The organism is Pseudomonas sp. HR1 (assembly GCF_030175875.1).
Taxonomy (GTDB): Bacteria; Pseudomonadota; Gammaproteobacteria; order Pseudomonadales; family Pseudomonadaceae; genus Chryseomonas; species Chryseomonas oryzihabitans.
In genome coordinates, this window is record NZ_JASNRF010000004.1 from 332850 (window position 1) to 348260 (window position 15411).

A 15411-nucleotide genomic window follows, 5' to 3' on the forward strand; every position below is an offset into this window, starting at 1 on the left:
GCTGTTCATTGTTTGCCCACCAGCACGCGATCCAGGCCATAGATGCGGTCGAGCAGGATCATGGTGGCCGCGGTGAGGGCGATCACCAGGGCCGACACCGCCGCCATCATCGGGTCGATGGATTCGGTGGCGTAGACGTACATCCGCACCGGCAGGGTCTGGGTCGCCGGGGAGGTGACGAAGATCGACAGGGTCACCTCGTCGAAACTGTTGATGAAGGCCAGCAGCCAGCCGCCGGCCACCCCGGGCAGGATCATCGGCAGGGTGATGCGGCAGAACAGCGTGGTGCGACTGGCGCCCAGGCTCTCGGCGGCCTGCTCGGCGCTGCGGTCGATGCCGATGGCGGCGGCGATCACCAGGCGCAGCACATAGGGGGTGATCACCACCACGTGGGCCAGCACTAGCCAGCTGAAGCTGCCGTTCACCCCCAGCAGGGCGAACAGCCGCAGCATGGCCACGCCCAGCACCAGGTGCGGGATGATGATCGGCGAGAGGAACAGGCCGTTGAGAAAGCCCTGGCCGGGAAAACGGTAGCGGGTGATGGCCAGCCCCGCCGGCACCGCGATCAGCGTCGCCAGGGTGGCCGACAGCGCCGCCAGCTGCAGGCTGTTGTAGAAGGCGGTGAGGAAGTCCGCTCGCTCGAAGACGGCGGCGAACCAGCGCAGCGAGAAGCCGGCGGTGGGCAGGCTGAGAGTGTTCTCCGGGGTGAAGGCCACCAGGCAGACCACCACCAGCGGCGCCAGCATGAAGACCATCACCAGGGTATGGAAGGCGAGCCCGAGCGGGCCGTTGCGGGTCATGAGGTCAGACTCCCAGGGCACGTTTGTAGCGGCGTTCCACCAGGCGATTCCAGCCCAGCATCACCAGCAGGTTGAGCAGCAGCAGGGCCACCGCCAGGGTGGCGCCCATCGGCCAGTTGAGTTCGGCCAGGTACTGGTCGTAGATCAGGGTGGCGACCATCTTCAGCCGGCGTCCGCCGAGCAGGCCGGGGATGGCGAAGGAGCTGGCGGCCAGGCCGAAGACGATCAGGGTTCCGGAGAGCACCCCGGGCATCACCTGGGGCAGCACGATGCGGCGCAGCACCGTCAGGTGACTGGCGCCCAGGGACAGCGCGGCCTGTTCGGCGGCAGGATCGAGTTTCTGCAGCGAGGTCCACACCGGGATGATCATGAAGGGCAGCATCACGTGGACCAGGCCGACGACTACCGCGAAGGGGGTGTAGAGCAGCTTCAGCGGGCGTCCGCCCAGGGCCACGATGGCCTGGTTGACCAGGCCGTCGGCGCCCAGCAGCAGGCTCCAGCCGAAGGCGCGCACCACCACCGAGATCAGCAGCGGCGTCAGCACCAGGATCAGGAAGATCGAGCGCCAGGGCGCGCCCATGCGACTGAGGACGATGGCCTCCGGCACCCCGATCAGCACGCAGAGCAGGGTGACCAGGGCGCTGATCCAGAAGGTGCGCAGGAAGATCTCGTAGAAATAGGGATCGCCCAGCAGGCTCAGGTAGTGCGCCAGGGTGTAGCTGCCTTCCTTGATCCCGGTCTCGTAGTCGAAGACGTTGAAGGACAGCGCCAGGGTTAGCGCCAGGGGCGCCAGCAGCAGTCCGGCAAACAGCACCAGGGCCGGGGCGCTGAGCAGATAGGCGCGACCGGTGCCGCGCAGCAGGGTGCTCATGCCGCGGCCTCCGCGGCTTCCAGGCGGCGCAGCAGACCGTCGTCCCAGTGCAGGCCGACGCGCTGGCCCTCGTCCAGCGGCGGCAGTCCGTCGTTGCTGCGCAGCACCGACACCTCGCCCAGCGCCGTCTCCAGGCGATACAGCCACTGGCTGCCAAGGAAGAAGCGGGTCAGCACCCGTCCTTGCAGGCGACCCTCGCCGGCGGGGCGCAGCTCGATCTTTTCCGGCCGCAGCGAGATCGCCAGAGCGCCACCGGCGGCGATCTGCGGCCGGCCCTGGGCATCCAGGCTGCCCGGCAGCAGGTTGGCCTTGCCGACGAAGTCGGAGATGAACCTGTTGCGCGGATGCTCGTAGAGCCGATAGGGCGCGTCCACCTGGGTGATGCGCCCGGCCTCCATCACCACCACCCGGTCGCTGATGGACAGCGCCTCGGACTGGTCGTGGGTCACCATCAGGGTGGTGATGCCGACCTCGCGCTGGATGCGGCGGATCTCGAACTGCATCTCTTCGCGCAGATGGGCGTCCAGGTTGGACAGCGGTTCGTCCAGCAGCAGCACCGGCGGGGCTATCACCAGCGCTCGCGCCAGGGCCACCCGCTGGCGCTGGCCACCGGAGAGTTCACGCGGATAGCGCTCGGCATGCTGGCCCAGGTGCACCAGGCCCAGGGCCTCGTCGACGCGGCGGGCGAGTTCGGCGCCAGCCACCTTGCGCATGCGCAGGCCGAAGGCGACGTTGTCGCGCACCGTCATGTGCGGAAACAGTGCATAGCTCTGAAAGACCACCCCGAGGCCGCGACTGGCCGGCTTGGCGTGGGTGATGTCCTGGCCGTCGAGCAGGATGCGCCCGCTGCTGACCTCGACGAAGCCGGCGATCATCTGCAGGGTGGTGGTCTTGCCGCAGCCGGAGGGGCCGAGCAGGGAGACGAATTCGCCGCGCTCGATGGCCAGGGTCGAGCCCGCCACCGCATAGCTGTCGCCGTAGCGCTTGCTGAGATTGTCGAGAGTCAGGAAAGCCATGGCCGCAATGCTCCTCCGGTCGCGCCCACGGGGACGGTGGGCAAGGTTTTGGCAGGGCGAAAGACAGCCTGGATCTGGACGTTGGCGCTCGCTCGAATGGCGGCGTCCGGTGATTGTGAGTATCGCCCTATGGACCTGAAGGTAAGGGCGACCTAGGATGCAGGACAAGCGGGTTTTTCACTGAATGAACTCTTTTTTCGGATTTATTCATTCAGTGAAATATTTTGGAGTGCTGTAGATGGAAGATTCCATTGAAAGAAAGGCGGTTGGCGGTGAGGTAGGCGTCGGCGCCATCAGCCGGGTGTTCGCCGTGGTGCGCGCCTTGGGCGAGGGCGATCCCGAAGGGGAAAAGGTCACCCGCCTGGCCGAGCGCGTGGGCCTGTCGCAACCCACCACCCACCGGCTGCTGCGCGGCCTGGTGGAGGAGGGCATGGTCGAGCAGTGCGCCCGCAGCAAGAGATACCGCCTGAGCCTGGACTTCTTTGCCCTGGCGGCCCGGGCCGGCCAGGTCGGCAACCTGCGCGACCTGGCGCGGCCGAGTCTGCTGCGGCTGTCGGCGTCCCTCGGCGATTCGCTGTTCCTGCTGGCGCGCAGCGGCTTCGACGCCATGTGCCTGGATCGTAGCGAAGGGCCCTATCCGATCCGCACCTTCACCGGCGACATCGGCGGTCGCGTGCCCCTGGGCGGCGGCCAGGGCGCCCTGGCGATCCTCGCCTTCCTGCCCGAGGACGAGCGCGAAGAGGTGATCCGCTACAACCTGCCGCGGCTGCGCGACGCCCATCATTACGACGAGGTGCTGCTGCGCGCCGAGATCGACAACGTCCGCCAGCAAGGCTACGCCGCGCGCAACACCGGGGTGCTGGCCGGCATGGCGGGCCTCGCCGTGCCCATCCTCGACCGCAACGGCCGGGCGGTGGCGGCCCTGAGCGTGGGTACCCTGAGCGAGCGCCTCAACGCCCAGCGCCTGCCCACGGTGATCGAGTTGCTCCGCCGAGAAGCCGGGGTGATCGCCGCGCGCATCAACCCCTTCGATCCGGTCTTGCGCCGGCCGACCCAGGGGTTTGGCTAAAACAGCGGACCGGAGCGGGTGTTGTTGCCCTTCGCCAGGCGGTCATAGAGCACCACGTTGACCGTGGCCGCCAGATTCATGCAGCCCTGGGTAGGGATGTACACCACGTCCTCGCACCAGTCGCGCAGCTCCTGGCTCAGGGAGCCGTCCTCGGCGCCGAACAGGTAGAGGGCGCGATCGGGATGGGTGTACTCGGGCAGCGGCCGGGCGCCGTCCACCAGCTCCACCGCCACCGGCACGCAACCCAGCGGCAGGATGCGGCGCAGGTCGTCGATGTTGATCAGCGGGATGTCCTGGTGGACCTTCTTGGTGTCGGTGACGAAGTCCTTGGCGCGGTCGTAGCGGGTGCCGGTATAGAACACCGAGGCCACCCCGTAGCAGCCCGCCGCCCTCATGATGGACCCGACGTTGGACGGCGACTTGGGGTTGCTCAGGCCGATGCAGGCGTATCTCTTGTTGCTCACGTCAGGGGACTCTCGGGAAAACCGCCAGTATAAGGCGTCCATCATCGCGAAAACCGACTAAGATGCGCGCCCGCATCTTCAGCCCCGAGCCCCTGCGATGTCCGCCACCGCCCTCTACACCGACCTGTCGGCCTACTACGACCTGCTCTGCGCCGACATCGACTACCAGGCCCAGAGCCAGGCGGTGCTGCGCCTGCAGCGGCTGTTCGGCAACGGCGGCAGCCGTCACCTGGACCTCGCCTGCGGCACCGGTCCCCATGTGCGGCATTTTCTCGATGCCGGCTTCCAGAGCAGCGGCCTGGACCTCAATCCGCCGATGCTGGCCCAGGCCGCGCTGCGCTGCCCCGAGGCCCAGTTCTCCTGCCAGGACATGTGCGCCTTCGAGCTGGAGCAGCCGGTCGACCTGATCACCTGCTTTCTCTACTCCCTGCATTACAGCGGCAGCCTCGCACGGCTCCAGGCGTGCCTGGCGCGGGTCCAGGCGGCCCTGACCCCCGGCGGCCTGTTCTGCTTCAACACCGTCGACAAGCGCCGCATCGACAATGGCTCCAGCGTCGGCCACAGCGTCGCGCGGGCCGACGGCCACTTCAGCTTCGCCTCCGCCTGGCACTACCCGGGCGAGGGCGAGCACCAGCAACTCCGTCTGCGCATCGAACGCCGTCACGCCGGCCAGCAGCAGACCTGGCAGGACGAACACCCCATGGTGGCGGTGGACTTCCCCGAACTGCTGGCCCTGCTGGAGCCATACTTCGAGGTCCAGGTGCTGGAGCACGACTACCAGCGCATCGAACCCTGGGCCGGCGAGGCGGGCAATGCGCTGTTCGTCTGCGTCAGGCGCTAATGGGCATGGGCATGCATCCCGCCATCCACCGCGATCACATCACCGGTGAGGTAGCGCGCCAGCGGTGAGGCGAGAAAGGCCACCACCTGGCCCACGTCTTCCGGCTCGCCGAAATAGCCGATGGGAATGTGCCGGGCGATAAAGGCCTGGCGCGCCTCGGGCGTCGGGTGCAGCCGCTGCAGGATCTGCTCGGAATTGATCCGCCCCGGGGCGATGGTGTTGACCGTGATGCCCTCGGCCGCCAGCTGACTCGCCAGCCCCTTGGACCAGAACTGGATCGCCGCCTTGGCCGCCCCGGCGCCGTTCACGTCCCGCGGCTCCATGCTGCCGCTGAAATTGACGATGCGTCCCCAGCGTCTTTCGCGCATCCCGCCCAGCAGCGCCTGGGTCAGGCGGCGGGTGGCGGTGAAGTTGAGATTCCAGGCTTCGTCCCAGGCCGCATCGTCCGCCGTTATCGAAAGCGGTCGTGTACCGCCGGCGTTATTGACCAGGATATCCACCCGGCCCAGCCCGTCCTCGGCTTCCCGCGCCAGGCGCTGGACGTCTTCGGCGTCGGTGATATCCGCTGCGATCACCAGCGGCCGGGCATGACCCGCCGCCACGATCTCCTCGGCCAGGGCCTCCAGGGCGTCCCGCCGCCGCGCGGTGATCGCCAGTCGAACGCCTTCGGCCGCCAGGACGCGGGCGATGCCCGTGCCTATGCCCATGCTCGCGCCGGTCACCAGGGCGGTACGGTCGTGCAGTTGCAGATCCATGATCGATTCTCCATTTCAGGGTCGTAGGGTGGAAAACGGCGCAGCCTTTTCCACGGGTTTGGCTGAGTGCAGCGAAGCCCAACACTTCGCCACCTCACCCAAGCCACTAGCCTCAACCACCACCCAGATGAGATAAACACCCTCCCGTTGCGAGGATTCCTTAGCAGGAGTGTGGAATGGATCTGCTCGACAGCATGCAGGTGTTCGTCGCCGTGGTGGAGCGCGGCAGCCTGGCCGCAGCGGCCCAGGCCCAGGGCATCTCGCCGACCATGGCCGGCAATCACCTGCGCAGCCTGGAAAAGCGCCTGGGCCTGCAACTGCTGGTGCGCACCACCCGGCGCCAGCGCCTGACCGCCTTTGGCGAGGGCTACTACGCCCGCTGCCGCGAGATCCTCGCCCTGGTCGCCGACACCGACCGCCAGGCCGAAACCCAGCGCCTGGCACCCGCCGGCATCCTGCGCGTGTCGGCGCCGGTGTCCTTCGGCACCTACGGCCTCACGCCACGGCTGGGCGACTATCTGGCGCGGCATCCCCAGGTCACCCTCGATCTGGTGCTGAGCGACCGGGTCCAGGACTTGGTGGAGGAGGGTATCGACGTCGCCATCCGCATCGGCGAACTGGCCGATTCCTCCCTGGTGGCGCGACCCCTGGCGCCCTATGTGATGTGGTGCTGCGCCGCGCCCGGCTATCTCGCCCAACGCGGCACGCCCGAGCGACTGGCCGATCTGGAGGCCCACGACTGCCTCGGCATGGACCCTCGCGCCCTGAGCCAATGGCGCGCCCAGACCGGCACCCCCTTCGGCCCGCTGCCACCCGGCCGCCTGCACCTCAGCAACGGCCCCGCCCTGCGCCTCGCCGCCCTGCAAGGCCTCGGCGTCATCCTCCAGCCGGCCTTCCTGCTGCAGGACGACGTCGCCGCCGGCAATCTGGTCCGCCTCTTCCAGGGCCAGGAACTCACCCGCCCCCTGACCGCGCTCTATCCCCAGACGAGATGGCGCTCGGTGACGGTGAGAAGCTTCGTGGAATTCCTGTTAACGGAGTTCACCCCGTAGCGTGGAAAACGGCGCAGCCTTTTCCACTGATGCCGCCAAGTCGTGACCCCGCGTGGACAAGCTTCGCGTTGTCCACTCTACGGTATTGACGACGGTCTGATCCCAGGTATGTGGCCGTGAGGCGCTCCATTAGCGGAGTTCACCCGTAGCGTGGAAAACGGCGCAGCCTTTTCCACTGATGTCGCCAAATCGTGACCCCGCGTGGCTATTCCCCCCAACGCCCTGTCTCCGCCATAAAGTCTCCACCCCAATCTTGCGGATAGAGCCCCATCCGCACCGCTCGATGAAAACTCGAATAGGGCCAGTCCTTCACCGCGCCAACGTGCCCATGCTTGACCGGATTGAAGTGGATGTACTCCACATGACGCTGGTAATCCTGCTCGCCTCTTAGCAGATGCTCCCAATACCGCCGCTGCCATATCCCGCGTTCACCCCGGGCCCTTTGCGTCGCCGTACGCCCTTCACCTGCCGGCAGGCGTTTCGAGAAACCGAACTTGATCACCTTCCAGCGCAAGGCGAAATTCGCATCGCCCTCCGGCAGGGTCCAGATGCAATGCAGATGATCGGGGAGGGTGACCCAGGCATCGATATGAAAGGGATGGCGCAACTGCGTTGTCCGCACTGTCTCGCGGAGCAGATCAATATGGCGTGTCAGCAGATCGCTACGCCGATCCGTCAGGACAACGGTGAAAAAATAGGAAGCCCCCGGAACACGGGCACGACGAAATCGAGACATGGCAGCTCTTCCTTGAGCAGAGACAGAAACGATAGCTCACCCGTAGCGTGGAAAACGGCGCAGCCTTTTCCACTGACGCCTCCAGCGCACAGCCCCAAAGCTCCCGGGTGGACCAGCTTCGCGTTGTCCACCCTACAAAACCCGTAGCGTGGAAAACGGCGCAGCCTTTTCCACTGACGCCTCCAGCGCACAGCACCAGAGCTCCCGCGTGGACAAGCTTCGCGTTGTCCACCCTACAAAACCCGTAGCGTGGAAAACGGCGCAGCCTTTTCCACTGACGCCCCCAACGCAAGGCCCCAAAGCTCCCGCATGGACAAGCTTCGCGTTCTCCGCCCTACAAAACCCGTAGCGTGGAAAACGGCGCAGCCTTTTCCACTCATGCCACCAACGCACAACCCCAGAGCTCCCGCGTGGACAAGCTTCGCGTTGTCCACCCTACGCCTCCAGCCGCTTCTCCATGAACACACTCAACGGATCGTCCCGATACGCCCCAAAGGGACCACGCCGCCGGTAACCCGCCGACTCATAAAGCCTCAAGGCCTCCGGCTGATAAGGCCCCGTTTCAAGTCGTGCCAGTTCACACCCGCGGCCTATGGATTTACGCTCCAGCTCAGCCAGCAGGCGACCACCCAGCCCTTGCCCGCGACCCCTGGGGCTCACATACATCCGCTTGATCTCGCCATAGTCGTCCTGCAGCACCATGGCCCCACAGCCCTGGGCAGTGCCGCTGTCATCGCGGGCGACCATAAACAATACGTTCGGCTGCATGAGCGACGTCAGATCCAGGGCATGACGACTCTCGGGCGGATAGAGGCCGTCCTGATAGGCATCCAGTTCGGCGATCAGGGCGATGACCTCGGGTTGATCGGGGGATTCGAGGGCGATGGGCATGGTGGCTCCGGTCAGGCGATCGCCCAAGCCTAAGCCATTAGGGCGGCCTCATCCCAGGCTCATCCGCAATCCATCCCGCCCGCCGCGCTTGGCGGCGTAGAGGGCACCGTCCCCGCGCTCCAGCAGGGCCGCCAGACTTTCCGGCGGTTGATCGAACAGCACGGCGCCGATGCTCAGGGTGACGGGCTCGGGCGTCCGCAGGCGCTGCGCCGCCAGCTGGTTGAAGCGCTGGCGCAAGGTGTCTGCCAGGCGTACGACATCCGCATCAGCTGCTTCACCCAGCAGCACCACGAATTCATCACCTCCCAGCCGAGCGGCCAGCGCCTGGCGGGGTAGGGAGGTGCGCAGCAGGTCGCTCAGGGCGATCAGCAGACCGTCACCCGCCGCATGGCCATGGAGGTCGTTCACCAGCTTGAAGTTGTCCAGATCGATCAGTAGCAGGGCACCGGGTCGAGCCGGTGTCGCCTGGCCGAACAGTCGCGGCGCCTCGGCTTCCAGCGCGCGGCGGTTATGCAGGCCGGTCAGGGGATCGCTGCCGGCCAGGCGCTCGATATGCTGCTCGCGGCGATAGCGCACCGTGCCGGTCATCGACAGGGCGATCAGCATCACCGCCATCACCCCCTCCACCAGGGAGATCTGGATGATGGCGCCGCGATAGACCGCCAGATCGATCAGGGTGCCGGGGGTGAGCGGCGGAATCATCTTGGTCAGGTAGAAGAGACCATGGATCAGCAGCACCGCACGCAGCTGCCGTTCCCCGGCATTGCGCCGCCGCAACAGCAGACTCGCCCGTATCGCCAGGATGCCGATCATGAGCGACTGCACCACCAGCAGTACCTTGGACCACCAGGGCTCATTGGGCAGCAGCAATATCCCCAGCCAGATCGCAGCGATGGCCCACCAGCCCAGGCTCAGGCGCCGCCCGGTAAAGCGCGCCACGCCGAGCAGAAAGAGGCCATGCACGAAGACCAGCAGCCCATTGGCGAACCAGATGCCCACCAGCAGCAGCCCCTGGCTGCGCAACAGCGCCAGGGTGCTACCCACGCAAATCAGGGCGAAACCCGTGCTCCAGTACAGCAGCGCCGACTCGCGCACCGACCGCCACTCGATGGCCAGATAGCCCGCCGCGGCAGCCGCCAGGGCGATAGTGAGGGTTAGCATGGTGGGGGCATCGAGTGCCATGGGCGAATCGGACCTGTCTGGATACGAGAAGGGCGCTCCCTGCCTGGGACGAGCACCCGCCAAAGCGGAGCCGCACCGCAGTCTTATCGACACGGCAGGCGCGGGCTTGAGGCAGAGGATTGCGCGCCATGATGACGGGCCGATAAACCTAATTCAAACCTACGCTTTGGCTAGGGCAGGTGGCCCGCCCGTTACTGGGGTTTCACCAGCGCCCGGATCGCCGATGCCGGCAACCGCGCCATGCTGCTATCCGCCAGCCGCAGCACGAAGGCCTCGCCCAGCGACCAGACCACCTGCACGTCCTTGAGTACGCACTGGTCATCGGTGGGCAGCACCCTGGCCTGGTCCTTGGCGCAATAGGAGGTATCGAGCAGGATCGCCTTGGCCTGGTAGTTACGTGGTGTCATATGGAGTGTTCAGGCGCTGCATACCCGCCCGTCCTCGCAGGCCGAGCCGTCGCGACTCCAGCTTGGAGGCAGTCCTAATAGCACGGTTTGCAGAATTTCGTCTTCCTGAGCAGCAGCTTGCCACGCAATTAGCAGAGCTTGAGGCCATGAAGGAGGATACCGCCATTCAAGCGGAGAGAGCGTTTGAGAGTAGGATACTGCTTCCTATTGAATAACTATGGCTTTAGCCTACGTAATGTGATTAACATCTTGAGCCCCTATGCGCTCAGTCATAAAACAACTCTTTTGGTATCCGAAAAGGCATCGCGCAAACCGCTTGATAAGAAGATCTACAAGCAATCAAAGAGCGGTGAATTGGTCCAGGCCGAGCATGGGGCTGAGACATTAGAGCCCTCGCGTCAGCAATCAAACAGAGGGCTCATTTAGGGCGCTGTTGGGCTTGTAGGCAAGGCTTAAGAAAACGAGTCTGGAAGGTGAGGGTCAGGTTAGTGCACGCAGCATTTAGTAAGTCATTGCAAGCGATTGTCGAGGCAGATGATCTAAAGCTTCAAGAAGTCGTTGATACTTACGATTACGTGTGTCACGGTCATGAGTGCGGGATCCAAGTTTTCCCGCGTTCCTATCGAGCTGAAAATCTGCTGCGTGCACATTATTATGCCAAAGTGGCCCACGCTTCAAACTGTGATGTAAGTGGTGAAGAACAGATCCGCTCGAAGGGTAAGAATCGCAGCGTTGCTGCTGAGCTGGAAACGTCTCCCGGGCTCTCTCCGGCTAGTTTAAGGCTCATAGAAAAACGGGTGATTACTGGTGAGGTTCCAGTTGAAGTGGGCGAGGTCAAAACGATTACAAGTCCTAGGTCAGCTTCAGCAGATAAGGAGTCTGCTCAGAAGCCTGCTGGGCGGCGAGCTGCCAATAGCATTCGACCGATCTGCAGAGCCTTCCTCGAATTTCCTTATGACCGTCATCTTGCTTTACAAATCAGCGGGATTCAAACAAACACGTATCAAACTGTGTTCAAAATACTTCGCTCGGTAGGAATAGAGCGTCTACATCAGCAGCGCATCTTCTATGGAGAATTGTCTTGGACAGCGCCTCAAGATGATGGTGATAAGTTTGTCATTCTGCTCAATGCTGGGGAATGGATAGCAAAAAGGCTGACTCCCTATACTGTTGTGGTGAATTGGAGGAATTGGACCAAGACTGCAAGATTACGGCTTAAAAATGAGTTAGAAATAGCACGCAAGGAAAACATGGCTGCAAAAAAACAAAATCGTTCGCAAAGAACGTTCTTGTTTTTCCTTGGGCCTCAAGATCCGGATAAGCTTTCCCATTTCTCTGTAAATGATCAACGGTTAATCTGTACAATACACGCAGATTTATGCTTCCCGTAGTCAATGGGCACCAGGTTTCTTGTGTTTTAAATAGGTTGAATACATTTGGAGAAATTGAAGATTTTATTGCAGTTGAGGTGTCTGCTTCTACTGCAGAATAATTCGTGTGGGTCTTGATTTTTAGTGTAGTCCACATCATGCGATTCTTGTGTTGAAAAAAGAGAACGTGTTGCTAGGTTGCTGGTTGTGGTAGTCGCTAAGTTGCGGATATTTAGTCAATAATCGACGTTATGTATTGTTTATGATGAGTTGCGTGCTTACGCTCAATCGATATTCAAAGCTTTCTCACTAAATTTATCTTGATAAGCGCATTTCAATAGCTTAGCCGAAAAGAGGGTGGTTTCATGGAGCCAATCGCTGCAGGTGTTTCTTTGGTGAATGCTACGGGAACCCCTAAAAAAATAGCTGAAAGTAAAATAGTATCTGATGTTTTTGATTCGCTGGTGTTGAAGTATAAGCTTTCGTCATTTTCTGACTTTAAAGAAAACTATCTAAAATCTTGTTCTGGAAATTTGCTGGTTAAGACGATCGCATCTCCAGATAGCTATGTTCATGTGGATGAAATTTACGTGCCGTTAGATCTTTCAGGCCATTCAAGGATCGAAGTTGAAAGCGGAACTACTCTAGATAATTCAAGTCGAGCGTCATTGATTGTTGGTCTTGCGGGGCAGGGTAAGTCAACAATTTTACGAAAGCTGCTTTCCAATAATATATCTAAAATCAGTCGTCTGCCTTTTTTTTACGAATTGAAGCATTATGCAGGCGGTGAGATTGAGATCGCTATTTCAAAAAACCTTTCCGCTCAGGGTGTTGAATTTAGCCCAGGTGGTTTGAAGAAAATTTTAAATGATAGCAATGTTCGGCTTTTTCTGGATGCTTTTGATGAGTGTCCCTCAGATCACAAGGCTGCTTTGTTTCATGAGATTGACAAGCTCGTAAGAAAGTATAATTGCAATATAATTTGCACAACCCGCCCAGATACTGAGCTTGATGCGCTGGTTGGCGTTGATATATATCGGGTGGAGTTCTTAAAGCCAAGGCAGATACGAGCAATTATCCACAAGACATGCAGCGATCTGAGCAAGGCGGAGGAATTGTGCGGTGCGCTAGAGCGGAGCCACTTTCATAAGGAGAGTGACAGCATTTTAAGGTCCCCGATTTTAGTAGTCCTTTTCTGTGTAAGTTATAATTTGGGGATATCAATACCTGAGTCACTATCTCAATTTTACAAAAATATATTCGACACCGTTTTTTTGAAGCACGATAATTTAAAGGGTAAAGTTTCTCGGGTCCGCCATTGGAATGATGATAGAAGTATTTATCGTAATGTTTTTGATTATTTTTGCTTTATTTCTCAGCGGAAATCATTAGCTAGTTTCAGTTTTTCAGAACTGGCAGGTTTGATGGCAGAGTCGTTGAGCTATTTCAGCAGGGAGTCGGCCGTTGCTGACGTCATAGCGTCAGAGTTGATCGGAATTACTAATTTAATAATTAAGGATGGCTATGATGAGTACAAGTTCATTCATAAGTCAATACAAGAGTTTTATTGCGCATCTTTCCTAGCTACTGGACTAGCTACGGATAAGAAAAAAGAATTTTACCGCAAGTGCGCTGAAGAAATAGGTTTTTATAACATTTTCTCGAATACATTGCTGTTCATGAGAGAAATTGACTCCTTTGATTATCTGGCATTTTTTGTGGCGTCAGCGGTAAGCAAAATGCTTGGGCTAGAAATGCACTCAATAGACGATAATTATATAGTTGATCGGCAACTTATAGAAAGATATATGACCAGTGTAAAATATGTCTTGCGGTATGAGGAAAGCTTTGATCGACGTGGTGGCGCGACCGTAGTTGCAGAGATTTTTTCAGCTAAGATTAGTTCGGCTGTCAAAAATACCTTTTCGTATAAGCTTTTTTCAACTGCAAGTGACTTTATGCAGATGAAGCATCCTTCGGATAGTGTGATTAAAGCTATTGCTTCTCAGTCCAAGAGTCTTGGTGAGGGCCTCTACGAAACAGACCTTAAGGGAATACTACCTTTCATCGAGGTTGCCGAGGTCGATATTGAGAACAGCCTAATGCTATCTTTAGGGATTTTGTATCGGAGGGAATATAATTCGGCTATTGATCATATCTCTAATAGAGTTACCCAAGTTTCAAAGCAAGGATATTTAGATTTTGATCTGGAATGAAGAATCACATTTTTATGTATTGGTTTTATTCGTGTCTAATTGACCGGCTTTTGGTTTTCGTTATCCAAGGTCGCTAGTCGCTCAGGCAGTTTTCATACAGCCTATACCTGTCTAGATTATTACTCAGAGAAGTGTTCCAGTTTCAGCGCCAATGAAGGCTGCCGTCCGTCATTGATCGGTGTAATCCAGTTGTGAGCGAGTAACTGCTCTAGGCTGTTAGCAGTCAGTCCGGACTGAATGTTTCCGCCAAATCCTTTGGATGTACGAGGAATGGCATGAGCTCTGATAGTGCAGTTGCTCTACTGTGCTAAAGAAAGGACGGTGAGTCGTTGCCTAGAATGGAACAACGACTCACCCGAGAGCGGTGTGCTGGACTTCAGTTAACGTGAAAAATTTCAGCCGCAGGTGAAAACCTACGGGGATGATATCAATCCCAGCTCAACGCCCCACCGGTCTGATACTCGATCACGCGAGTCTCGAAGAAGTTCTTTTCCTTCTTGAGGTCCATGATCTCGCTCATCCAGGGGAAGGGATTGGTGGCGCCCGGGTATTCTTCCTTGAGGCCGATCTGGGTCAGGCGGCGGTTGGCGATGAACTTGAGGTAGTCCTCCATCATCGCCGCGTTCATGCCCAGCACGCCGCGGGGCATGGTGTCGCGGGCGTATTCGATCTCCAGCTGGGTGCCCTGGAGGATCATCTGGGTAGCTTCGTCCTTCATCTGGGCATCCCACAGCTGCGGGTTCTCGATCTTGATCTGGTTGATCATGTCGATGCCGAAGTTCAGGTGCATGGACTCGTCACGCAGGATGTACTGGAACTGCTCGGCGGTGCCGGTCATCTTGTTGCGGCGACCCATGGAGAGGATCTGGGTAAAGCCGCAGTAGAAGAAGATGCCTTCCAGCACGCAGTAGTAGGCGATCAGGTTCTTGAGGAACTGGCGATCGGTCTCCGGGGTGCCGGTCTTGAACTCGGGGTCGGAGATGGAGCGAGTGTACTTCAGGCCCCAGCTCGCCTTTTTCGCGACGCTCGGGATCTCGTGGTACATGTTGAAGATCTCGCCTTCATCCATGCCCAGCGACTCGATGCAGTACTGGTAGGCGTGGGTGTGGATCGCCTCTTCGAAGGCCTGGCGCAGGATGTACTGTCGGCATTCGGGGTTGGTGATCAGGCGGTAGACGGCCAGCACCAGGTTGTTGGCGACCAGGGAGTCGGCGGTGGAGAAGAAGCCGAGGTTGCGCTTGACGATGCGGCGCTCGTCCTCGGTGAGGCCGTCCGCGCTCTTCCAGGTCGCGATATCGGCGTTCATGTTCACTTCCTGGGGCATCCAGTGGTTGGCGCAACCATCCAGATACTTCTGCCAGGCCCAGTCGTACTTGAAGGGCACGAGCTGGTTGAGGTCGGCGCGGGCGTTGATCATCTGCTTGTCGCCGACGTGCACGCGGGCGGAGGAGCCTTCCAGGTCGTCCAGGCCTTCCTGGATGTCCAGCTCGTTCAGCGCGGCCTTGGCGCGGGCCACGGCGTCGGAGTCGTCGGCGGACAGGGCGCGGGCGTCGTGGACCAGGGCGTCGCCCTCGGAATCCAGGCGCTCGGTCTGGGCGGGCGCCTGCTGGCCGGCGGCCTGGGCGGGCTTGGCGGTGGCGGTGTCGTCGTCTTTGTCGAATTCTTCCCAGTTCAGCATGGGGTGTCTCCTGGGTGGCGGTGTGGTGGGGGCGGGGCGGCGGGGGCCACACCCCACCCCCAA

15 protein-coding genes are annotated in these 15411 nt (G+C 60.1%); 5 read left to right on the forward strand and 10 right to left on the reverse strand.

All coding sequences use genetic code 11. The annotated features are described in order from the left end of the window. Positions 1-5 precede the first annotated feature (5 nt). The 3 genes from QKY98_RS16855 to QKY98_RS16865 are packed head-to-tail and all read right to left on the reverse strand — an operon-like array spanning position 6 to position 2687. Positions 6-800, reverse strand: coding sequence for an ABC transporter permease (locus QKY98_RS16855; protein WP_027598975.1), 795 nt, complete (start codon positions 798-800; stop codon positions 6-8). Positions 801-804: 4 nt separating this feature from the next. Next, positions 805-1671, reverse strand: coding sequence for an ABC transporter permease (locus tag QKY98_RS16860; protein WP_027598974.1), 867 nt, complete (start codon positions 1669-1671; stop codon positions 805-807). Continuing rightward, positions 1668-2687, reverse strand: coding sequence for an ABC transporter ATP-binding protein (locus QKY98_RS16865; RefSeq protein ID WP_027598973.1), 1020 nt, complete (start codon positions 2685-2687; stop codon positions 1668-1670). Before QKY98_RS16865 ends, QKY98_RS16860 begins: the two co-directional genes overlap by 4 nt. 238 nt (positions 2688-2925) lie before the next feature. On the opposite strand from QKY98_RS16865, the gene QKY98_RS16870 reads away from it, so the two are divergent. Then, positions 2926-3756, forward strand: a complete 831-nt coding sequence (locus QKY98_RS16870) for an IclR family transcriptional regulator (protein ID WP_284671285.1) — start codon at positions 2926-2928, stop codon at positions 3754-3756. On the opposite strand, the gene QKY98_RS16875 is transcribed toward QKY98_RS16870, so the two are convergent. Further along, positions 3753-4220, reverse strand: a complete 468-nt coding sequence (locus tag QKY98_RS16875) for an RNA methyltransferase (RefSeq protein WP_007160503.1) — start codon at positions 4218-4220, stop codon at positions 3753-3755. The genes QKY98_RS16870 and QKY98_RS16875 overlap by 4 nt on opposite strands. Before the next feature lie 97 nt (positions 4221-4317). Between QKY98_RS16875 and QKY98_RS16880 the strand changes: the two genes are divergently transcribed. Next, on the forward strand, positions 4318-5061 hold the full coding sequence (locus QKY98_RS16880; protein WP_284671286.1) for a class I SAM-dependent DNA methyltransferase: 744 nt from the start codon (positions 4318-4320) through the stop codon (positions 5059-5061). Here QKY98_RS16880 and QKY98_RS16885 read toward each other — a convergent pair. After that, positions 5058-5816, reverse strand: coding sequence for an SDR family NAD(P)-dependent oxidoreductase (locus QKY98_RS16885; RefSeq protein ID WP_027601615.1), 759 nt, complete (start codon positions 5814-5816; stop codon positions 5058-5060). The genes QKY98_RS16880 and QKY98_RS16885 overlap by 4 nt on opposite strands. A gap of 176 nt (positions 5817-5992) precedes the next feature. On the opposite strand from QKY98_RS16885, the gene QKY98_RS16890 reads away from it, so the two are divergent. After that, the gene (locus QKY98_RS16890; RefSeq protein ID WP_108582347.1) at positions 5993-6868 is read left to right on the forward strand and encodes a LysR family transcriptional regulator; all 876 of its coding nucleotides are present in this window, start codon (positions 5993-5995) and stop codon (positions 6866-6868) included. Positions 6869-7073: 205 nt separating this feature from the next. On the opposite strand, the gene QKY98_RS16895 is transcribed toward QKY98_RS16890, so the two are convergent. The 4 genes from QKY98_RS16895 to QKY98_RS16910 form a co-directional block, all read right to left on the reverse strand. Next, positions 7074-7604 carry an REP-associated tyrosine transposase gene (locus QKY98_RS16895; RefSeq protein ID WP_284671287.1) on the reverse strand — a complete coding sequence of 177 codons (531 nt, stop codon included), beginning with the start codon at positions 7602-7604 and terminating at the stop codon, positions 7074-7076. A gap of 435 nt (positions 7605-8039) precedes the next feature. Next, positions 8040-8495: a GNAT family N-acetyltransferase gene (locus tag QKY98_RS16900; protein ID WP_284671288.1), complete on the reverse strand. Its 456-nt coding sequence runs from the start codon at positions 8493-8495 to the stop codon at positions 8040-8042. A 48-nt stretch (positions 8496-8543) separates the two neighbouring features. Further along, positions 8544-9677 (reverse strand): GGDEF domain-containing protein, encoded by a 1134-nt coding sequence (locus tag QKY98_RS16905; RefSeq protein ID WP_284671289.1) that lies wholly within the window; start codon positions 9675-9677, stop codon positions 8544-8546. A gap of 191 nt (positions 9678-9868) precedes the next feature. Further along, positions 9869-10084, reverse strand: coding sequence for a hypothetical protein (locus QKY98_RS16910; protein WP_284671290.1), 216 nt, complete (start codon positions 10082-10084; stop codon positions 9869-9871). A 488-nt stretch (positions 10085-10572) separates the two neighbouring features. Here QKY98_RS16910 and QKY98_RS16915 point away from each other — a divergent pair, with 488 nt between their 5' ends. Further along, positions 10573-11475: a hypothetical protein gene (locus QKY98_RS16915; RefSeq protein ID WP_284671291.1), complete on the forward strand. Its 903-nt coding sequence runs from the start codon at positions 10573-10575 to the stop codon at positions 11473-11475. Between the two features lie 344 nt (positions 11476-11819). Then, the gene (locus QKY98_RS16920) at positions 11820-13670 is read left to right on the forward strand and encodes an NACHT domain-containing protein (protein ID WP_284671292.1); all 1851 of its coding nucleotides are present in this window, start codon (positions 11820-11822) and stop codon (positions 13668-13670) included. Positions 13671-14097: 427 nt separating this feature from the next. Here QKY98_RS16920 and QKY98_RS16925 read toward each other — a convergent pair whose 3' ends face one another. Further along, a complete protein-coding gene (locus tag QKY98_RS16925) occupies positions 14098-15348 on the reverse strand; it encodes a ribonucleotide-diphosphate reductase subunit beta (RefSeq protein ID WP_027598067.1) in 1251 nt (416 codons plus the stop codon). Positions 15349-15411 lie beyond the last annotated feature (63 nt).